This is a genomic window from Aquabacterium sp., assembly GCF_044226965.1.
Lineage (GTDB): Bacteria > Pseudomonadota > Gammaproteobacteria > Burkholderiales > Burkholderiaceae_C > Pseudaquabacterium.
In genome coordinates this window covers 1-19,735 of record NZ_JBGAGA010000050.1, presented here as the reverse complement: position 1 = coordinate 19,735, position 19,735 = coordinate 1, and the positions used below count along the sequence as shown (strand labels likewise).

At 69.1% G+C, this 19,735-nt stretch carries 15 protein-coding genes and 2 riboswitches; of the genes, 10 read left to right on the top strand and 5 right to left on the bottom strand.

Features of this window, described 5'->3' with window-relative positions:
• The first annotated feature begins 17 nt into the window (after positions 1-17).
• Genes ACILR4_RS19945 through ACILR4_RS19925 form a run of 5 tightly spaced genes read left to right on the top strand, consistent with a single transcriptional unit; the run spans position 18 to position 4,664 of the window.
• Positions 18-836, top strand: coding sequence for an ABC transporter ATP-binding protein (locus ACILR4_RS19945; RefSeq protein ID WP_395702622.1), 819 nt, complete (start codon positions 18-20; stop codon positions 834-836).
• Positions 829-1,542, top strand: coding sequence for an ABC transporter ATP-binding protein (locus ACILR4_RS19940; protein WP_395702621.1), 714 nt, complete (start codon positions 829-831; stop codon positions 1,540-1,542). Before ACILR4_RS19945 ends, ACILR4_RS19940 begins: the two co-directional genes overlap by 8 nt.
• 19 nt (positions 1,543-1,561) lie before the next feature.
• A complete protein-coding gene (locus ACILR4_RS19935; protein WP_395702620.1) occupies positions 1,562-2,434 on the top strand; it encodes a branched-chain amino acid ABC transporter permease in 873 nt (290 codons plus the stop codon).
• A 5-nt stretch (positions 2,435-2,439) separates the two neighbouring features.
• Positions 2,440-3,420 (top strand): branched-chain amino acid ABC transporter permease, encoded by a 981-nt coding sequence (locus tag ACILR4_RS19930; RefSeq protein ID WP_395702619.1) that lies wholly within the window; start codon positions 2,440-2,442, stop codon positions 3,418-3,420.
• 38 nt (positions 3,421-3,458) lie between these two features.
• Positions 3,459-4,664, top strand: a complete 1,206-nt coding sequence (locus ACILR4_RS19925) for an ABC transporter substrate-binding protein (protein WP_395702618.1) — start codon at positions 3,459-3,461, stop codon at positions 4,662-4,664.
• Between the two features lie 4 nt (positions 4,665-4,668).
• Here the strand turns inward: ACILR4_RS19925 and ACILR4_RS19920 are convergent, their stop codons facing one another.
• Together ACILR4_RS19920 and ACILR4_RS19915 are read right to left on the bottom strand one after the other, a co-directional pair.
• Complete coding sequence (locus ACILR4_RS19920) at positions 4,669-5,952, bottom strand: O-acetylhomoserine aminocarboxypropyltransferase/cysteine synthase family protein (protein ID WP_395702617.1); 1,284 nt, start codon at positions 5,950-5,952, stop codon at positions 4,669-4,671.
• Positions 5,953-5,974: 22 nt separating this feature from the next.
• Positions 5,975-6,451 (bottom strand): CoA-binding protein, encoded by a 477-nt coding sequence (locus tag ACILR4_RS19915; protein ID WP_395702616.1) that lies wholly within the window; start codon positions 6,449-6,451, stop codon positions 5,975-5,977.
• 39 nt (positions 6,452-6,490) lie between these two features.
• Positions 6,491-6,582, top strand: a riboswitch (glycine riboswitch).
• 12 nt (positions 6,583-6,594) lie between these two features.
• Positions 6,595-6,706: riboswitch (glycine riboswitch) on the top strand.
• A 43-nt stretch (positions 6,707-6,749) separates the two neighbouring features.
• On the opposite strand from ACILR4_RS19915, the gene gcvT reads away from it, so the two are divergent.
• The 5 genes from gcvT to ACILR4_RS19890 all read left to right on the top strand — a co-directional run bounded on the left by gcvT (position 6,750) and on the right by ACILR4_RS19890 (position 14,453).
• The gene (gene gcvT, locus ACILR4_RS19910) at positions 6,750-7,862 is read left to right on the top strand and encodes a glycine cleavage system aminomethyltransferase GcvT (RefSeq protein ID WP_395702615.1); all 1,113 of its coding nucleotides are present in this window, start codon (positions 6,750-6,752) and stop codon (positions 7,860-7,862) included.
• 58 nt (positions 7,863-7,920) lie between these two features.
• Positions 7,921-8,295: a glycine cleavage system protein GcvH gene (gene gcvH, locus ACILR4_RS19905; protein ID WP_395702614.1), complete on the top strand. Its 375-nt coding sequence runs from the start codon at positions 7,921-7,923 to the stop codon at positions 8,293-8,295.
• A gap of 108 nt (positions 8,296-8,403) precedes the next feature.
• The gene (gene gcvP / locus ACILR4_RS19900) at positions 8,404-11,277 is read left to right on the top strand and encodes an aminomethyl-transferring glycine dehydrogenase (protein WP_395702613.1); all 2,874 of its coding nucleotides are present in this window, start codon (positions 8,404-8,406) and stop codon (positions 11,275-11,277) included.
• A gap of 108 nt (positions 11,278-11,385) precedes the next feature.
• Complete coding sequence (locus ACILR4_RS19895; protein ID WP_395702612.1) at positions 11,386-12,777, top strand: L-serine ammonia-lyase; 1,392 nt, start codon at positions 11,386-11,388, stop codon at positions 12,775-12,777.
• Between the two features lie 128 nt (positions 12,778-12,905).
• Positions 12,906-14,453 carry a methyl-accepting chemotaxis protein gene (locus ACILR4_RS19890; protein ID WP_395702611.1) on the top strand — a complete coding sequence of 516 codons (1,548 nt, stop codon included), beginning with the start codon at positions 12,906-12,908 and terminating at the stop codon, positions 14,451-14,453.
• Between the two features lie 3 nt (positions 14,454-14,456).
• Here the strand turns inward: ACILR4_RS19890 and ACILR4_RS19885 are convergent, their stop codons facing one another.
• The 3 genes from ACILR4_RS19885 to ACILR4_RS19875 all read right to left on the bottom strand — a co-directional run.
• Positions 14,457-17,678, bottom strand: a complete 3,222-nt coding sequence (locus ACILR4_RS19885) for an efflux RND transporter permease subunit (protein ID WP_395702610.1) — start codon at positions 17,676-17,678, stop codon at positions 14,457-14,459.
• A 10-nt stretch (positions 17,679-17,688) separates the two neighbouring features.
• Positions 17,689-18,882, bottom strand: a complete 1,194-nt coding sequence (locus ACILR4_RS19880; RefSeq protein ID WP_395702609.1) for an efflux RND transporter periplasmic adaptor subunit — start codon at positions 18,880-18,882, stop codon at positions 17,689-17,691.
• 204 nt (positions 18,883-19,086) lie between these two features.
• On the bottom strand, positions 19,087-19,735 hold a 649-nt coding region (locus ACILR4_RS19875; RefSeq protein ID WP_395702608.1), incomplete at its 5' end, for a chorismate synthase.

Sequence of the window (19,735 nt, the reverse complement as noted above, 5' to 3'; positions counted from 1 at the left end):
CGCGGAACAGGACGACGATGGCAGTATCCACAAATCCACTGCTGAGCGTGCGCGATGTGACAGTGCGCTTCGGTGGCATCGTGGCCCTCGACGGCGTGAGCTTTGACGTGGCGCAAGGCCAGGTCTGCGGGCTGATCGGACCCAACGGCGCGGGCAAGACCACGCTGTTCAACTGCCTCTCCCGCCTGTACGCGTACCAGAGCGGCGACATCCTGTTCGAAGGCCAGTCGATCACCGCGCTGCCCACGCACCGCATTGCCGCACTCGGGCTGGGCCGCACCTTCCAGAACCTCGCGATGTTCCGCACGCTGCCGGTGCGCGACAACATCATGATCGGCGCGCATGCGCGCTCTTCGGCCGGCTTCGTGGCCAGTGCGCTGCGGCTGCCCTTCGTCGGTGCCGAGGAACGCCGGCTGCGCGAGCGCGCCGACCAGATCATGACCTACCTCGACCTCAGCGCGGTGGCCGACCGCCCTGCCGGCGACCTGCCCTTCGGCACGCAAAAGCGCGTGGAGATGGGGCGCGCGCTGGCCGCCGACCCCAAGCTGCTGCTGCTGGACGAGCCGGCGGCCGGGCTGAACCACGAGGAGTTGTCCGACCTCGGCCGGCTGATCACCGACGTTCGCGACCGGCTGAAGATCACGGTGCTGCTGGTGGAGCACCACATGAGCCTGGTGATGGGCGTGTCGGACCACATCGTCGCGCTGAACTTCGGCCGCAAGATTGCCGAAGGCAGCCCGGCCGAGATCCAGCAGCACCCGGAGGTGATTGCCGCCTACCTCGGCACGCCGGCCCACGCCACGGCCGACGCACCGCGCGAGACCGCCCATGTCTGAGCTGCTGTCGGTGCGCGGACTGAATGCAGCCTACGGCGCCACCCAGGTGCTGTTCGGCATCGACTTCGCGCTGGCGCCCGGCCAGATCACCGCGATCCTCGGCGCCAACGGCGCCGGCAAGACCACCACCTTGCGCGCGATCTGCCAGATGGTGCGCACCAGCGGCAGCATCGAGCTGAACGGCGTGCAGCTGGTGGGCCGGAGCACCGAATCGGTGGTGCGCATGGGCGTGGCCCATGTGCCCGACGGCCGCGGCACCTTCACCGCCCTGTCGGTGGAGGACAACCTCAAGCTCGGCGCCTACGCGCGGCGCGACCGCGACGCGGTGGCCGCGGACATCGAGCATGCCTACCGCCGCTTTCCGCGCCTGGGCCAGCGCCGGCACCAGCAGGCCGGCACGCTCTCGGGCGGCGAGCAGCAGATGCTGGCGATCAGCCGCGCGCTGATGCTGCGGCCCAAGCTGCTGCTGCTGGACGAACCCTCGTTCGGGCTGGCGCCACTGATCGTGGCCGACATCTTCGAGATCATGCGCCGCATCAATGTCGAGGAAGGCGTCAGCATGCTGCTGGTGGAGCAGAACGCCAGCCTCGCGCTGGACCTGGCGCACCACGCCTACCTGCTGGAGACCGGCCGCGTGGCGCTCAGCGGCCCGGCGGACGACATCAAGCGCGACGAGAACGTGCGCCGCGCCTACCTGGGCTATTGACCACAGCCGCCACGCCGACATGGACGCCTTCCTGCACCAGATCTTCTCGGGCCTGGCCAACGGCTGCATCTACGGCAGCGTTGCGCTGGCGCTGGTGATGATCTACCAGGCCACGCACCACATCAATTTCGCGCAGGGCGAGATGGCCACCTTCTCGACCTTCATCGCCTGGGCGCTGATGCAGGCGGGCTGGCCGTACTGGGGCGCCTTCTGCGCGACGGTGGCGATCAGCTTCATCGGCGGGCTGCTGATCCAGCGCATCATCCTGCGGCCGGTCGAGCGCGCGCCGGTGCTCACCAATGTCATCGTCTTCATCGGCCTGCTGGTGACCTTCAACTCGCTGGCCGGCTGGATCTTCGAGTACACGATCAAGGCCTTCCCGAGCCCGTTCGACCAGAAGGGTCTGCTGGCCTCGAGCTACTTCTCCGCCCACGAGGTCGGCTCGGCGCTGGTGATGCTGTGCGTGCTGGCGGCGCTGTATGCGTTCTTCCGCTATACCCCGGTGGGCCTGGCGATGCGCGCGGCGGCGCAGAACCCCGATTCGGCCCGGCTGGTGGGCATACGCGTCAGCTGGATGCTGGCGGTGGGCTGGGGGCTGGCCGCCGCCATCGGCGCGGTGGCCGGCATGATGGTGGCGCCGATCGTCTATCTCGACCCCAACATGATGAGCGGCATCCTGCTGTACGGCTTTGCCGCGGCGCTGCTCGGCGGCATCGACAACCCCGGCGGCGCGGTGCTCGGCGGATTCATCGTCGGCGTGCTCGAGAACCTGCTGGGCGCCTACGTGATCGGCACCGAGTTGAAGCTCAGCGTCGCGCTGGTGCTCATCGTCGGCATCCTGACGCTGAAGCCGAACGGCCTGTTCGGCAAGCATGTGGTGACCCGCGTATGAGCGCCATGGCCAATCCCAGGCTCAAGTGGCTGGTCGCACTGCTGGCGGTGGCCGCCCTGTGCGTGCTGCCCTTCCTGTTCAAGAACTACCGCGTGTTCCAGTTCAACCTGGTGCTGATCTATGCCATCGCGGTGCTGGGGCTGAACCTGCTGACCGGCTTCAACGGCCAGATCTCGCTGGGCCATGGGGCCTTCTATGCGGTCGGCGCCTACGTCGCCGCGATGCTGATGGACAAGCTTGGGGTGCCTTACTGGGCCACGCTGCCGATCGCCGGCGTGCTGTGCTTCGGGCTCGGTTTCCTGATGGGCTTTCCGGCACTGAGGCTGGGCGGGCACTACCTCGCGCTGGCCACCTTCGCGTTCGCGCTCGCGGTGCCGCAGTTGCTGAAGTACAAGAACATCGAGGGCTACACCGGTGGCGTGCAGGGCATCGTGCTCAGCAAGCCCGAGCCGCCCTTCAGCTTCCGCTTCCTCGACCAGCCCTTCAGCGCCGACCGCTGGCTCTACTTCTTCACGCTGGTCGTCGCGGCCGTCATGTTCCTGCTGGCCTGGAACCTGCTGCGCGGGCGCATCGGCCGGGCGCTGATCGCGATCCGCGACCATCCCATCGCGGCCACCGCGATGGGCATCAACCTGCCGCTGTTCAAGAGCATGGCCTTCGGCATCTCGGCCGCCTTCACCGGCGTGGCCGGCGCGCTGGGCGCGATCTGCGTGGCCTTCGTCTCGCCGGACAGTTTCACGGTGTTCCTGTCGATCACCTTCCTCGTCGGCGTCGTCGTCGGCGGCCTGGCCTCGATTCCCGGCGCGATCTTCGGCGCCATCTTCATCCAGTTCGTGCCGAACCTCGCCGACCAGATTTCCAAGTCCGCGCCGTGGGCGATCTACGGTGCGGTACTGATTGCGCTGATGTACCTGATGCCCACCGGCGCCATGGGCCTGTTGAAGTCGCTATGGGCCCGTCTGCGCCCGGCGACCTCGGTGGGCTGAATTTCTTCGTCCGTCGATCACCCACAAGGAGACATGCGATGCGATACATCCCGCGGAAACTGGCTGCACTCGGTCTGGTAGCCACGCTGCTGGCCACGCCGGCCCTGGCGCAGAAGAAGTACGACGCCGGCGCCTCCGACAAGGAAATCAAGGTCGGCCACCTGGGCCCCTACTCGGGTCCGGCCTCGGCCTATGGCGCGATCGGCAGGGCGATCAGCGCCTACGTCGACAAGGTCAATGCCGAGGGCGGCATCAACGGCCGCAAGATCAACCTGATCTCGCTGGACGATGCCTACAACCCGGCCAAGACCGTGGAGCAGACGCGCAAGCTGGTCGAGGAAGACGAGGTGCTGCTGGTGTTCAACCCGCTGGGCACGCCGAGCAACACGGCGATCCACAAGTACATGAACACCAAGAAGGTGCCGCAGTTGTTCGTGGCCACCGGCGCCACCAAGTGGGGCGACCCGAAGAACTTCCCGTACACCATGGGCTGGCAGCCCAACTACCAGAGCGAGGCGCGGATCTACGCCACGCACATCCTGGAGACCAAGCCGAACGCGAAGATCGCGGTGCTCTACCAGAACGACGACTACGGCAAGGACTACCTCAAGGGCTTCGAGGACGGCCTGGGCGACAAGGCCAAGACCATGATCGTCTCGCGCCAGAGCTACGAGGTGACCGACCCCACGGTCGACAGCCAGATGCTGACGCTGAAGAACTCCGGCGCCGACACCTTCTTCAACATCACCACACCGAAGTTCGCGGCACAGGCCATCAAGAAGGCGGCCGAGATCGGCTGGAAGCCGACGCAATACCTCAACAGCGTGTCCAGCTCGGTCGGCTCGGTGCTGACGCCGGCCGGCGTCGACAACGCGCTGGGCATCATCACCGCCGGCTACATCAAGGACCCGACCGACCCGCAGTTCCAGAAGGGAAAGGAGTGGGAAGACTGGCTCGCCTGGATGAAGCAGTACCACCCCAAGGGCGACCTGAAGGACAACTTCAACGTCTACGGCTATACGGTGGCGCAGACGCTGGTGCAGGTGCTCAAGCAATGCGGCGACAACCTGACGCACGACAACGTGATGAAGCAGGCAGCCAGCCTGGACCTGACACTGCCGATGCTGCTGCCGGGCGTGATCGTCAAGACAGGTCCTGACGACTTCTATCCGATCGAGCGCGAGCAGCTGATGCGCTTCGACGGCAAGACCTGGCAGTTGTTCGGCAAGGTGTACGGCCGCTGAAGTGTCAGGCCGCCGCGGCGGCCAGGGCTTGATCGATGTCCCACAGGATGTCGTCGATGTGCTCCAGGCCGACCGACATGCGGACCATGTCGGGCGGCACGCCGGCGGCGAGCTGCTGGGCTTCGTCGAGCTGGCGGTGCGTGGTCGAGGCCGGGTGAATGATCAGCGTGCGGGTGTCGCCGATGTTCGCCAGATGGCTCATGAATTGGGCGGCCTCGATGAAGCGCACGCCGGCTGCCAGCCCGCCCTTCACGCCGAAGGCCAGCAGGCCGGAGGCGCCGCGCATCTGCCGCGTTAGCAATGCGTGCTGCGGGTGGTCCGGCAGGCCGGGGTAGTTGACCCAGCCCACGCGCGGATGGCTGCGCAGGAACTCGGCCACCGCGCGCGCATTCGCGCAATGCCGCTCCATGCGCAGCGGCAGGGTTTCCACGCCCTGCAGGATCTGCCAGGCCGCCATCGGCTGCAGCGCGGCGCCGTAGACGCGCAGCGTCTCCATGCGGGCGCGCATCGTGAAGCCGAAGTCGCCGAAGGTCTCGTAGAACCTCACGCCGTGGTAACCGGCCGAGGGCTCGGTCATGCCCGGGAACTTGCCGTTGTCCCACGGGAAGCGACCGCCCTCGACCAGCACGCCGCCCAGCGTGGTGCCATGGCCGGCCAGGTACTTGGTGGCCGAGTGCACGACGATGTCGGCACCCAGCGCCAGGGGGTTGCACAGGAATGGGCTCGGCACGGTGTTGTCGATCACCAGCGGCACGCCGTGTTCGTGCGCCACCGCCGCCACCGCCGGGATGTCCAGCACCGCCAGGCTTGGATTGCCCAGGCTCTCGGCGAACACCGCACGGGTGTTCGGTCGCATCGCCGCAGCGAAGGCCTCGGGCCTCGTGGCGTCGACGAAGCTCGTCTCGATGCCGAACTTGGCCAGGTTCACCGCCAGCATCGTCACCGTGCCGCCGTACAGCGCGCCGGCGGCCACCACGTGGTCGCCCTGCTGCAGGATGGTCATCAGCGCCATCGCCTCGGCCGCCATGCCGCTGGCCGACGCCACCGCGGCGCGCCCGCCTTCCAGCGCGGCCACGCGCTCCTCCAGCGCCGCGACGGTGGGGTTCGACAGCCGCGAGTAGACGTTGCCGAAGGTCTGCAGGTTGAACAGGCTGGCCGCGTGCTCGGCGCTGTCGAACACGAAGCTGGTGGTCTGGTAGATCGGCAGCGCGCGGGCGCCGGTCTCGGCATCGGGCACCTGGCCGGCGTGGATGGCCAGCGTCTCGGGGCGGAAGCGGTGGTCGCTCATCGTGTCGTCGTCGGGTTGCTGCTCAGGCGCGGCGCTTGGCGGAAATGACCTGCGTGTCGACGCCCACCCAATGCAGGCCGCCGAACAGCCGGGCGTGCTCGATCTTCACGCAGCGGTTCATCACCGTCGCCAGGCCTGCCGCGCGGGCCTTCTCGGCCGCCTCGACGTTCACCACGCCGATCTGCTGCCACAGGCACTTCGCGCCGATCGCGATCGCGCTGTCGGCGATCGGTCCGACGTCATCGGTCTTGCGGAACACGTCGACCATGTCCACCGGCTCGGCAATGTCTTCCAGCCGTGCCACGCAGTGCTGGCCCAGCACCTCGGTGCCGGCATAGCGCGGGTTCACCGGGATCACGTGGTAGCCGTGCTGCAGCATGTAGTTGGCCGCGAAGTTGCTGGGCCGGTGCCATTCGGCCGAGAGGCCGACGACGGCGATCGTGCGCGTGCGGCGCAGCAACTGGCGCAGTTCGGCGGCGGGTGGGGCTTCCTCGATCATCCGGCGATTCTGCTGCCACTGCGCATGCCTTGCATTACACTGACCTGGTCAGGAGAGAGCTTCACCCGAAGCCGCCGAAGGCGCAGAGGCTGCCACCTCGAACGCTCAGGCAAAAGGACTGGCAAGCGCTTCGTTGCCGCGAGGCGTTCCTCACTGGAGAGAGGCGGGTCATCGAGCCCGCCCACCGAAGGGGCAAGCGGCGCCGGTATCCCCGGTGTCGCCAATCTCTCAGGTAAAGCGGACAGCGAGGGCAGCCCCCACCTCCGGGTGGGCGCCGGATTGCCCTCGGAGAGCTGTCATGACCGCCGACCTGCTGAAGACCCCGCTGCACGACCTGCACCTCGAACTCGGCGCCAAGATGACGCCGTTTGCCGGCTACTCGATGCCGGTGCACTACCCCGGCGGCATCCTCGCCGAACACCGCCACTGCCGGGACTTCGCGTCGCTGTTCGACGTTTCGCACATGGGCCAGGTCCAGCTGCGCGGTGACGACGCCGCGGCCGCGCTCGAGACCCTGGTGCCGGTCGACGTGGTCGACCTGCCCGTGCACAAGCAGCGCTATGCCTTCTTCACCAACGCGGGTGGCGGCATCCTCGACGACCTGATGGTCACGCGCCGCGCGGATCATCTGCTGCTGATCGTCAACGCCGCCTGCAAGGCCGCCGACATCCAGCACCTGGTCACCCACATCGGGCACCGCTGCACCGTGGTGCCGCAGCCCGAGCGCGCGCTGCTGGCGCTGCAGGGCCCGCAGGCGGTGAAGGTGCTGGCGCGGCTGAATGCCGACATCGCCGGACTCACCTTCATGACCGGCGGCGACTTCCTGCTGGCCGGCACCGATTGCTTTGTGACCCGATCGGGCTACACCGGCGAGGACGGCTTCGAGATCTCGGTGCCGGCCGAGCAGGCCGTAGCGCTGGCCCGCGCGCTGCTGAACGAACCCGAGGTCAAGCCCGCGGGCCTGGGCGCGCGCGACACGCTGCGGCTCGAGGCCGGCCTGTGCCTGTACGGCCACGACATCAACGACAGCACCACGCCGGTCGAGGCCGGGCTGACCTGGGCCATCCAGAAGGTGCGGCGTCCCGGTGGCGCGCGCACCGGGGGCTACCCGGGTGCCGGCGTCATCGAGCGCCAGCTGGCCTCGGGCGCGACGATCAAGCGCGTGGGCCTGGTGGGCCTCGAGCGCGTGCCGGTGCGCGAAGGCGCGCAGCTGTTCGACAGCCACGGCCACAAGCTCGGCCATGTCACCAGCGGCACGCTGGGCCCCACGGTGTTCGAGCCGGTCGCGATGGCCTACCTGGCCGCCAACCACGCGCAACCCCACCACGAGGTATACGCCGAAGTACGCGGCAAGCGCGTGCCGATGCGCGTGTCGCCGATGCCGTTCACGCCGCACCGCTACCACCGCTGAAGCCGGGCTTCCGCGAACCGCCCCCGCCCTTTCACCGCCGACACCGAGGAACACGCCGATGACCACCATGTTCACCCCCGACCACGAATGGATCAACATCGAAGACCATGAAGCCGCCGTCGTCGGCATCACGCTGCATGCGCAGGACGCGCTGGGCGACGTGGTCTTCGTGGACCTGCCGGAAGTCGGGCGCACCTACAAGAAGGGTGAAGTGGCCGGCGTCGTCGAATCGGTCAAGGCCGCCGCCGACATCTACATGCCGGTGAGTGGCGAGGTGGTGGAGGTCAACGAGGCGCTGCGCGCCGAGCCCGCGCTGGCCAACACCGACCCGATGGGCAACGGCTGGTTCTTCAAGGTCCATGTCACCAACATGGGCGAGTTCGACCAGCTGATGGACCCGCCCGCCTACGACGCGCTGTTGAAGACGCTCTGAACCTTCGCCCCCTCCCGGCACGGCGCCCCTCCTGCGCCCCAGTTCCCCCCCGCGCTGCGCGCCGTGCCCGTTTCGCCCTCCCCTGATCTGCCGCTTCGCTGCACTGCCATGCTTCAGTCCGCCCGCCTGCCGCTTGCCGAACTCGAGAACGCCCCGGAGTTCGTTGCCCGCCACATCGGCCCCGATGCCGCCGACGAGCAGCAGATGCTGTCGGTGATCGGCGCTGCCTCACGCCGCGCGCTGATCGAAGCCATCGTGCCGGCCAGCATCCGCCGCGCGCAGGCCATGGCGCTGCCGCCGGCGGCCACCGAAGCCCAGGCGCTGGCCGAATTGAAGACCATCGCCGCCAAGAACCAGGTGCTGCGCAGCTTCATCGGCCAGGGCTACCACGGCACGCACACGCCGGGCGTCATCCTGCGCAACATCCTCGAGAACCCCGCCTGGTACACCGCCTACACGCCCTACCAGGCCGAGATCTCGCAGGGCCGCATGGAGGCGCTGGTGAACTTCCAGACCATGGTCTGCGACCTCACCGGCATGGCGATTGCCAATGCCTCGATGCTGGACGAGGCCACCGCCGCCGCCGAGGCGATGACGCTGGCGCTGCGCGTGGGCCGCAGCAAGAGCCAGCGCTTCTATGTGGCCGACGACGTGCTGCCGCAAACGCTGGCGGTGGTGCGCACCCGCGCCCGGCCGCTGGACATCGAGGTGGTCGTCGGCCCCGCCGCGGCGGCCGGTGAAACCCCCTGCTTCGCGGCGCTGTTCCAGTACCCCGGCGTCTCGGGTCGCGTGCAGGCGCTCAAGCCCCTGTGCGACGCAGTGCACGCGCAGGGCGGCCTGGCCATCGTGGCGGCCGACCTGCTGGCTCTGGCCCTGCTGGTGCCGCCCGGCGAACAGGGCGCCGACATTGCGCTGGGCAGCACGCAGCGCTTCGGCATGCCCATGGGCGCCGGCGGGCCGCATGCGGCCTACCTGGCGACGAAGGACGAATTCAAGCGCTCGCTGCCGGGCCGGCTGGTGGGTGTCAGCGTCGACGTTCATGGCGCACCGGCCTACCGCCTGGCGCTGCAGACGCGCGAGCAGCACATCCGTCGCGAGAAGGCCACCTCCAACATCTGCACCGCGCAGGTGCTGCCGGCGGTGGTGGCCAGCATGTACGCGGTGTACCACGGGCCCGAGGGCCTGAAGCGCATCGCCCGCCGGGTGGCCGCCTACACCGCGGTGCTGGCCGCCGGCCTGCGCGAGCTGGGCTGCAGCCTGGTGCACGAGAGCGCCTTCGACACGCTGGAGCTGCGCTGCGGCGACCAGGCCGACGCGCTGTTCGCCGCCGCGCAGGCCGCCGGACTGAACCTGCGCCGCGCCAGTGCCACGAGCCTGGGGATCACGCTCGACGAGACGACCACCCGTGCCGACCTTCAGGCGCTGTGGGCGGTGTTCGCCCAGGGCGCTCCGCTGCCCGACATCGCCCGCTTCGAAGCCGGCATCGACCCGCTGCTGCCGCCCGAGCTGCTGCGCCGCAGCGAGTTCCTCTCGCACCCGGTGTTCAACACCCACCACAGCGAGACCGAGATGCTGCGCTACATCCGCAGCCTGTCGGACAAGGACCTGGCGCTGGACCGCTCGATGATCCCGCTCGGGTCCTGCACGATGAAGCTCAACGCCACGAGCGAGATGATCCCGATCACCTGGCCGGAGTTCGCCCAGGTGCACCCTTACGCGCCTGCCGCTCAGTTGGCGGGTTATGCCGAACTGAACGCGCAGCTGTGCCGCTGGCTCTCTCAGGCCACCGGCTATGCCGGCATCAGCCTGCAGCCGAACGCCGGCTCGCAGGGGGAATACGCCGGCCTGCTGGCCATCCGCGCCTGGCACGCGGCGCGCGGCGAGGGCCACCGCAACATCTGCCTGATTCCCGAATCCGCCCACGGCACCAATCCGGCCAGCGCCCAGATGACCGGCCTGCAGGTGGTGGTGGTCAAGTGCGACGCGCAGGGCAGCGTGGACCTGGCCGACCTGGAAGCCAAGTGCGTGCAGCATGCGGCAAACCTGGCCGCGGTGATGATCACCTACCCCTCGACCTACGGCGTGTTCGAGACCGGCGTGAAGGACCTGTGCGCGCTGGTGCACCGCCATGGCGGCCGGGTGTACGTGGACGGCGCGAACATGAACGCGCTGGTCGGCGTGGCGGCGCCGGGCGAGTTTGGTGGCGACGTGAGCCACCTGAACCTGCACAAGACCTTCTGCATCCCGCACGGCGGCGGCGGCCCGGGCGTGGGTCCGGTGTGTGTGGTCGAAGACCTGGTGCCGTTCCTGCCGGCCGCGCCGGGCAGCGGCGACCCGGCCGCCGTCGGGCCGGTGTCGGCCGCGCCGCTGGGCAATGCCGCGGTGCTGCCGATCAGCTGGATGTACGTGCGCATGATGGGGGCCGAAGGCCTGCAGCAGGCCACCGAGACGGCCATCCTCTCGGCCAACTACATTGCCGCGCGGCTGGCGCCGCACTACGACATCCACTTCAGCGGCGCGGTGCCCGGCATTGCCGGCGGCGGCGTGGCGCACGAGTGCATCCTCGACCTGCGGCCGCTGAAGGACGCCAGCGGCATCAGCGCCGAAGACGTGGCCAAGCGCCTGATCGACTACGGCTTCCACGCGCCGACGCTGAGCTTCCCGGTGGCCGGCACGCTGATGGTCGAGCCCACCGAAAGCGAGCCGCGCGTCGAGCTCGACCGCTTCTGCGACGCGATGATCGCGATCCGAGAGGAGATCCGTCGCGTCGAACAGGGCGTCTGGCCGCGTGAGGACAACCCGCTGCGCAATGCCCCGCACACGGCCGAGGCGCTGATGAAGGCCGACTGGCCGCATGCCTACAGCCGCGAGGAAGCCGGCTTCCCGCTGCCCGGCCTGCGCCGCGCGAAGTACTGGACGCCGGTGGGCCGCGTCGATAACGTGTATGGTGACCGCAATCTCTTCTGCAGCTGCATAACCTGAGCACCCGGCGGCAGGGTACTGCCGCCACCCTCCGGGAGGGTGTTCGGGCCGCTTGGGAGCGGCCCGGCGCTGGCCCGAACCCGTGATCCAGACCTCGTGGAGAACACCATGGCCGTCTCCGTCTTCGACCTGTTCAAGATCGGCATCGGCCCGAGCAGTTCGCACACCGTCGGGCCGATGCGCGCGGCGCGCCTGTTCATGCTGCGCCTGGCGCACGAAGGGCAGCTCGACGACGTGACCCGCCTGCAGTGCGAGCTGTATGGCTCGCTCGGCGCCACCGGCAAGGGCCATGGCAGCGACAAGGCGGTGCTGCTGGGCCTGCTGGGCCACGAACCGGACACGGTGGACGTCGAGCAGATCCCGGCGCTGCTGGACACCGTGCGTCGCCACCAGTGCCTGGGCCTGGCCGACGGGCTGCAGCTGGCCTTCAACGAGGCCACCGACCTGGTGTTCCACCGCCGCGAGACGCTGCCCTTCCATGCCAACGGCATGCGCTTCCAGGCCTTCGACGGGGCCGGCGCGGTGCTGGCCAACCGGGTCTACTACTCGGTCGGCGGCGGCTTCGTGGTCAGCGAGGAGGTGGCCGCCGACGGCAGCCGCCACAAGACGGTGGCGCCCGACACCACGGTGCTGCCCTACCCGTTCAAGACTGGCGAAGAACTGCTGGCCGCGACGCGCCAGCACGGCATCAGCATCGCCGAGCTGATGCGCCGCAACGAGCGCCACTGGCGCACCGACGAAGAGATCGACGCCGGCCTGATGCGCATCTGGCGGACCATGCAGGACTGCGTGCTGCGCGGCTGCCGCACCGAGGGCGTGCTGCCCGGCGGCTTCAAGGTCAAGCGGCGTGCGTTCGCCCTGTACCGTTCGCTCACCAGCAACCCCGAGGCCGCGCTGCGCGATCCGCTGCAGGTGCTGGATTGGGTCAACCTCTACGCGCTGGCCGTCAACGAGGAAAACGCCGCCGGCGGCCGCGTGGTCACGGCGCCGACCAACGGCGCAGCCGGCATCGTGCCCGCGGTGCTGCACTACTACAGCCGCTTCGTGCACGGCGCCACCGAGCGCGGCGTGATGGACTTCCTGCTCACCGCCGCGGCCATCGGCATCCTCTACAAGGAGAACGCCTCGATCTCCGGCGCCGAGGTCGGCTGCCAGGGCGAGGTGGGCGTGGCCTGCTCGATGGCGGCGGGCGCGCTGTGCGCCGTGCTGGGCGGCACGCCCGCGCAGGTGGAGAACGCCGCCGAGATCGGCATGGAGCACCACCTGGGCCTCACCTGCGATCCGGTCGGCGGCCTGGTGCAGATCCCCTGCATCGAGCGCAACGCCATCGCCTCGGTCAAGGCGGTGAATGCGGCCCGCATGGCGCTGCGCGGCGACGGCACGCACTACGTCAGCCTGGACAAGGTGATCAAGACGATGCGCGAGACCGGCGCCGACATGATGACCAAGTACAAGGAAACCGCACGCGGCGGATTGGCGGTCAATATCGTCGAGTGCTGAGCAAAGCACCGAATTGGTGCCCGCGGGCCGATCTTTTCCGCGGATGACTCAGGGTCTTTCGAGCCGATGATCCCGTGACACCCCTGCAAGTTGGGATGGCTGCGACCGTCAGTTCGAGGAGTACCCAGATGTCCGGTTTTCGTCTCAACCCGTTCGCTGCGGGCGTGCAGCTCATGCGCGCCGCTTCCTGGCCGACCAAGCTGGCCTGGGTTGGCCTGCCCCTGGCGGGTGCCCAGGCACTGACCAGTGCCGTGGCGCTGGGCTGGACGCCGCCGGCTGCCGCCCCCTGGGTGCTGGGCACCGGCTTCAGCCTGCTGGCCCTCGGTGGCTTCCTGGGCTGGTCGCTTCTGCGCAGCGTGGGCAGCAGCCTGCACAGCCTGCTCGCAGGCGTCAAGGCCGTCAGCGGCGGCGACCTGTCGCACAAGATCGAACTGCCGGGCAGCGACGAACTGGCCCAGATCGGCGCGCAGGTCGAAGGGATGAACATGCGGCTGTCCTCGCTGGTGGCCGAGATCCGCAGCAGCGCGGCGCGTGTCGGCATGTCCGGCCAGCAGGTGGCCGAAAGCAGCGAATCGCTGGCCCAGCGCACCGAGCAGCAGGCCGCCAGCCTGCGCCAGACGGTGGCCACGGTGCAGCAGCTGACCGACGCGGTCTCCTCCAATGCGGCGGCGGCCAGCCAGCTCGATCAGCTGACCGAGCGCCTGAAGACCGAGGCCGAGACCGGCGGCGCCGCGATGCGCAGTTCGGTCGAGGCCATGGCCGGCCTGGAAGACAGCTCGCGCCGGGTGGCCGAGATCATCGGCGTGATCGACGGCATCGCATTCCAGACCAACATCCTCGCGCTCAATGCCGCGGTGGAAGCCGCGCGTGCCGGCGAGGCCGGACGCGGCTTCGCGGTGGTGGCGGCCGAAGTGCGCCAGCTGGCGCAACGCTCCAGCGGCGCGGCCAGCGAGATTCGCCAGCTGATCGCCCGCTCCAGCGAACAGGTCGACAGCTCGGTGCGCCAGACGCGTGAGGTGGGCCAGGTGCTGGATTCACTGGTGGGCGGCGTGCGCAATGTGTCGCAGTCGCTGCGGCAGATCGCCGAGGCCAGCGCGCACCAGAGCGGCGAGTTGCACCAGGTGTCGCAATGCGTCGGCCAGCTCGACGAGATCACGCGGCAGAACGCCACGATGGTCGAGCAATCGGCCGGCGCTTCGCAGGATCTGGTGGATCGTGCCAAGACGCTGTCCAGCGCGGTGGCCTCGATCCGCCTGCGGCAAGGCAGTGCAGACGAGGCCAAGGCACTCGTCGAGCGTGCCTTCGCGCTGGTGAAGTCACGCGGCCTGGCCGCGGCCCACGCCACCTTGCACGACGCGGGCAGCGGCTACGTCGACCGCGACCTCTACATCTTCGTCGTCGATCGCCAGGGCACCTATCGCGTGCACGGCGCCAAGCCGGCCATGGAAGGCAAGCGCGTGCACGAGGTGCCGGGGATCAATGGCGACAAGTTCGTCGAGGACGCCTTCGCCGCCGCCGGTGGGACCGGTGGCTGGATCGACTACGACATCGTCAACCCCGGTACGGGCGCGGTGCAGCCCAAGGCCTCGTTCGTCGTGCAGCTCGACCCGCAGCTGGTGATCGGCTGCGGTGTCTATCGGCAGACCGGCCAGGCAGCCTTCGCCAAGGCTGCCTGACGCTCACTCCTTGTCGGCGGGGGCGTGCTGCGGCAGCAGCCCGCCGCCCAGCGCGGCGCCATCCGCCTGCGGCGCGGGCGCGGCCTTCGCGACGGGCTTCTTCTCGCGCACCAGGTAGCTGTACAGCACCGGCACCACCACCAGCGTCAGGATCGTCGAGGTGATCACGCCGCCGATGATCGCGCGGCCCATCGGTGCCTGGATCTCGCCGCCGTCGTTCAGCGCCAGGGCCAGCGGCAGCATGCCGAAGACCATCGCCGCGGTGGTCATGATGATCGGCCGCATCCGGATCAGGCCGGCCTGCAGCAGCGCGTCGGCCACCGTGGCGCCGGCCTTGCGCGCATGGTTGGCGAAGTCCACCAGCAGGATCGCGTTCTTGGTCACCAGGCCCATCAGCATCACCAGGCCGATCATCGAGAACACGTTCAGCGTCGAGCGCCAGAACAGCAGCGCCAGCATCACGCCGATCAGCGCCAGCGGCAGCGAAGCCATGATCGCGATCGGCTGCAGGAAGCTGCCGAACTGGCTGGCCAGCACGATGTAGATGAAGATCACTGCCAGCAGCATCGCGCTGAGCAGGCCACCGAAGGCCTCCTGCTGCTGCTGCATCTGGCCGCCCACGTCGAAGCTGTAGCCCGGCGGCAGCACGGTTTGCTTGATCAGCTTCTGCACGTCCGCGCCCACGTCACCGGCGGCCCGGCCCTGCACGCCGGCGAACACGGCCTCGCGGCGCTGCAGGTTCTGGCGGCGGATGATCTCGGGGTTGAACACCGGCACGATGTCGGCCACGCTTTCCAGCGTCACCGGCGTGCCGTCCTTCGCGAAGGCCACCGGCAGCCCGCGCAGCTGGTCCACACGCTCGCGCTGCGCCTCGTTGAGCCGCAGCACCACGTCCACCTGGTCGCCGTCCGGCGTGGTCCAGTAGGTGGCCGTTTCACCGTTCACGTAGGCCCGCAGCGACGAGGCCAGCTGCGGCGCGGTGATGCCCAGCTCGCGCACCGCGCCGGGCTTCAGCCGCACGGCATAGGCCGGCGTGCCGGGCTTCACCGAGAGCTCGACATCGACGATGCCGGGAATCTTCTTGACCTTCTCGGAGAACTCGGTGGCCACGCGCGCCAGGCCCTCGGCGTCGCTGCCCAGGATGGCCACGTAGATCGGCCGGTCGAAGCCCACCGACGAATCGGTGCCGGGCACCTTGGCGATGGCCTCGCGGATCGCGTCTTCCACTTCCTTCTGGCTGCGCTTGCGGTCCTTCCTGTCCTTCAGCGCAATGTTCAGCCACGCCTGGTTGCGCTGGCCGGCGCCTCCGACATAGGTGGACACCGTGTCGATCTCGGGCATCGCGCCGATGATCTCCTCGATCTGGCGCACCTTGGCATCGGCGCGCTCGAGGCTGGACCCCACCGGCATGCGCAGCTGCAACTGCGTGAAGCCCTGGTCGGTCTGCGGCACGAACTCGCTGCCGACCAGCGGCGCCAGCAGGATCGCGATCACGAAGCTCAGCAGCCCCGCGCCGGCGACGATGCCGCGCGGCGTGATCGTCGCGCTGCGCAGGCGCCGCTTGCTGGCCTTGTCGCGCACGCCGCCGACGAAGCCGTGGCCATAGGCCGGCAGCCAGATGCGCCAGCGGCGGTTCGAGAAGATCCAGCGGATCGCCTTCTCGTACACCCGGTGCAGCAGGTCCAGTGCACCATCGGTGAAACGGATGGCGTGGCCGATCACCGGCAGCCGCTTCAGCCGCACCGACGGCGGGTCCTTCCAGACGCTGGACAGCATCGGGTCGAGCGTGAAGCTGACGAACAGCGACACCAGCACCGCCACCACCACCGTGATGCCGAACGGGTAGAAGAACTTGCCGATGATGCCGCCCATGAAGGCCACCGGCGCGAACACCGCGACGATGGCAAAGGTGGTGGCCATCACCGCCAGGCCGATCTCCTCGGTGCCTTCGCGCGCGGCGGTGTGGTGGTCCTTGCCCATGTGCACGTGCCGCACGATGTTCTCGCGCACCACGATCGCGTCGTCGATCAGGAGGCCGATGCACAGGCTCAGCGCCATCATCGTCATGAAGTTCAGCGTGAAGCCGAAGGCGTACACCGCGATGAAGCTGGAGATCACCGCAATCGGCAGCGTCAGCCCGGTGATGATGGTCGAGCGCCAGCTGTGCAGGAACAGGAAGACGATGGCCACCGTCAGCAGCGCGCCTTCGATCAGGGTGTGCCGCAGGCCTTCGAGCGAGCCCTTGACCCAGTCGCTGGAGGCGTAGATAAGCTTGAGCTCGACGTCCGGCGGCAGCGTCTTGCGGATCTCGTCCATCGCCTTCTTGACGGCGTCCCCGGCAGCGACGATGTTGGCGTCCTGCTGCTTGAAGACGTTGAAGTTGATCGCGCGCTGGCCGTTGATGCGGGCAGTGGAGTCGGCTTCCTTCTCGCGCTCGACCAGCTGGCCCAGGTCGCCCAGGCGCAGCGCCAGTCCGTTGCGGTGCGCGACGATGATGTTTTCCATCAGCTTCGGGTCGCGCATCTTGCCTTCCACGCGCAGGATCGTGTCCTGCACGTTGTCCGACAGCAGGCCCACCGGCTCGTCGGCATTGGCATCGCGCAGCGCGGTCGAGATCTCGGCCGGCGTCACGCCGTAGGCGCGCAGGCGTGACGGATCGAGGTCGATGCGCACTTCGCGCACCGTCAGGCCGCTGATGTCGACGCGGGCCACGCCTTCCACCCGCTGCAGCCGCTTGCCGACCGCGTTCTCGCCCAGGATCGACAACTCGCGCGGGCCACGGGTCTTGGACAGCAGCGCCAGGTTCACCACCGGCTGGCTGTTGTCGTTGTTCCAGCGCTGGATCAGCGGCGCCTTGGCATCGCGCGGAAAGCCGGACTGGATCGCCGCGATGCGGTCGCGCACGTCCTGCATCGCGCGGGCCATGTCGGCGTCGAGCGAGAACTCGACGCTCGCCTGCGCACGTCCTTCCAGGCTGCGCGAGGTGATGCGCTTGACGCCGGCAATGCTGTTGACCGCCTCTTCCACCGGCTTGGTCAGCTCGCGCTCGACCGCCTCGGGCGAGGCCCCGGGATAGGCGATCTCGATCCACGCGCCGGGGAAGGAGATGTCGGGCATCTGCTCGACGCCCAGCTTCGAATACGAGAACAGGCCCAGCACGCACAGGGCCACCATCACCATGGTGGCGAACACCGGGTTCTGGATCGAGACGCGGGTCATCCACATAGTGCCGCTCCTACTTCAGGTTAGCGGGTATGGAGGCAGCAGCCGAGGCCACCGCGGCCGCCTTGGTCGCGACCACCGAGGCCTTGGCGCCTTCGCGCAGGTTGTCGAACTTGGCCGCCAGCACCGTGGCACCGGCATCGACGCCGCTGAGCACCTCGACACGGCCGGCCGCATCGTCGCGCCGGCCCAGCGTGACGGCGCGGCGCAGCAGCGCGCCGTTCTCGATCACCCACACATGGTCCTGGCCCGAGGTGTTGCCCACCGCCGGCAAGGGCAGCGACAGGCGCTGCTGCGGATCGTTCAATTCCACCCTGGCCAGCGCGTACTGCCCGGCGCGCAGCACTTCCTTCGGGTTGTCCAGCGCGATCGTCACGCCGATCGAGCGCGTGCCCGGCTCGGCCGCCGGCGCAATGCGAGCCAGCCGGCCCTGCACCGGCTTGTCGGTGCCCTCGACCCGCACCTGCACCGGCATGCCCGGCGACAGCGCGCCCACCTCGTGCGTGCCGACGGTGCCGGCCAGCTCGAGCTTGGCAATGTCCACCAGGGTCAGCATCTGCTGCTCGACGGCCACCTTCTCGCCCGGCAGCACATGCCGCTTGGCCACGATGCCGGAAATCGGCGCCACCAGTGCCGCCTCGCGCAGGCCGACCCGGGTGGTGTCCAGCAGCGCCTGGGCCGCATTCAGTGCAGCCCGCGCCGTGTCCACCTGGGCGCGCGAGTTCTCCAGCGCGATCGGGGAGATGAAGGACTGCGCCGCCAGCCGCTCGTTCGACGCATGGGTGCGCTCGGCCTGCGCCAGCGTGGCCTTGGCCGACTCGAGGTTGGCGGTGCGCTCGGCCACGCGATTGGACAGCTCGGCCAGGTCGATGCGGCCCAGCGTCTGTCCGGCGCTGACGCGTTCGCCCTCGTTCACCTGCAGCGCCAGCAGCGTGCCGGCCGCCTTGGCCCGCACCACCGCCGTGTTCGGCGCCACCAGCGGGCCGGAGAACTCGATCGTCCGGGGCATCGCGGCAAGTGCCGGCTGCACCACCTCGGTCGGCCGGAACTCCAGCGACGGTGCCGAGGCCGCGGCCGGCCCGGCCTTGGCCGCCGTCTCGGGCACCTTGGCGCCGGCCTGGCGCTGGCCCATCATCACCGCGGCCGCCGCGCCGATCACCACCACGGCCACCACGACACCACCCCCGATCCACCGGCTTTTGCGCATGAGCGATCCCCTTGTCCTTGCCACTCTTGTGAAGCGGCCGCGAGTCTAGGCTTCGAGTTCCGCGGGAACACCGGAGTGTGCGACGAAGCGCGGCTTGCGGGTGACGAAGCGCACCGCAGCGCGACAGTTGCGTCACCTCATGCGATGAAGTGCATCCGAGCCGGACGGGATGCGGGTGGCGGCGCCGGCACCGCCTGCGGTCGGTCAGCCGCCCGTTCCGGCGATCGGCGGCACGGGCAGCCGCACGTCGCCGCATTGCGCGCGCTGGCGCAGTGCATGGTCGACCAGCACCAGCGCCAGCATCGCCTCGGCGATGGGCGTGGCGCGGATGCCGACACAGGGGTCGTGGCGGCCGAAGGTCTCCACCGTGGCCGGCTGGCCGGCGCGGTCGATCGAGGCCCGCGGCGTGCGGATCGAGCTGGTGGGTTTGATGGCGATCGACACCACCAGGTCCTGCCCGGTCGAGATGCCGCCCAGCACCCCGCCGGCGTTGTTGCCGCGGAAGCCCTGCGGCGTGAGTTCGTCGCCATGCTGGCTGCCAAGCTGCGCCACCGCGCCGAAGCCGGCGCCGATCTCGACGCCCTTGACCGCGTTGATGCCCATCATCGCGTAGGCGATGTCGGCGTCGAGCTTGTCGAACAGCGGTTCGCCCAGACCCACCGGCACCTGGCGCGCGCGGACCTCGATGCGGGCGCCGCACGAATCGCCGGCGCGGCGCAGTTCGTCCATGCGCGCCTCGAGCTGCGGCACGATGCCGGCATTCGGCGCGAAGAACGGGTTCAGCGGAATCTGCGCTTCGTCTTCGAACGGGATCGCGATGTCGCCGAGCTGGCTCATCCAGCCGATGAAGGTG

Coding starts and splice junctions, on each gene's coding strand:
- ACILR4_RS19945 (WP_395702622.1), top strand. CDS start 18: ATGGCAGTATCCACAAATCCACTGCTGAGCGTGCGCGATGTGACAGTG.
- ACILR4_RS19940 (WP_395702621.1), top strand. CDS start 829: ATGTCTGAGCTGCTGTCGGTGCGCGGACTGAATGCAGCCTACGGCGCC.
- ACILR4_RS19935 (WP_395702620.1), top strand. CDS start 1,562: ATGGACGCCTTCCTGCACCAGATCTTCTCGGGCCTGGCCAACGGCTGC.
- ACILR4_RS19930 (WP_395702619.1), top strand. CDS start 2,440: ATGGCCAATCCCAGGCTCAAGTGGCTGGTCGCACTGCTGGCGGTGGCC.
- ACILR4_RS19925 (WP_395702618.1), top strand. CDS start 3,459: ATGCGATACATCCCGCGGAAACTGGCTGCACTCGGTCTGGTAGCCACG.
- ACILR4_RS19920 (WP_395702617.1), bottom strand. CDS start 5,952: ATGAGCGACCACCGCTTCCGCCCCGAGACGCTGGCCATCCACGCCGGC.
- ACILR4_RS19915 (WP_395702616.1), bottom strand. CDS start 6,451: ATGATCGAGGAAGCCCCACCCGCCGCCGAACTGCGCCAGTTGCTGCGC.
- gcvT (WP_395702615.1), top strand. CDS start 6,750: ATGACCGCCGACCTGCTGAAGACCCCGCTGCACGACCTGCACCTCGAA.
- gcvH (WP_395702614.1), top strand. CDS start 7,921: ATGACCACCATGTTCACCCCCGACCACGAATGGATCAACATCGAAGAC.
- gcvP (WP_395702613.1), top strand. CDS start 8,404: ATGCTTCAGTCCGCCCGCCTGCCGCTTGCCGAACTCGAGAACGCCCCG.
- ACILR4_RS19895 (WP_395702612.1), top strand. CDS start 11,386: ATGGCCGTCTCCGTCTTCGACCTGTTCAAGATCGGCATCGGCCCGAGC.
- ACILR4_RS19890 (WP_395702611.1), top strand. CDS start 12,906: ATGTCCGGTTTTCGTCTCAACCCGTTCGCTGCGGGCGTGCAGCTCATG.
- ACILR4_RS19885 (WP_395702610.1), bottom strand. CDS start 17,678: ATGTGGATGACCCGCGTCTCGATCCAGAACCCGGTGTTCGCCACCATG.
- ACILR4_RS19880 (WP_395702609.1), bottom strand. CDS start 18,882: ATGCGCAAAAGCCGGTGGATCGGGGGTGGTGTCGTGGTGGCCGTGGTG.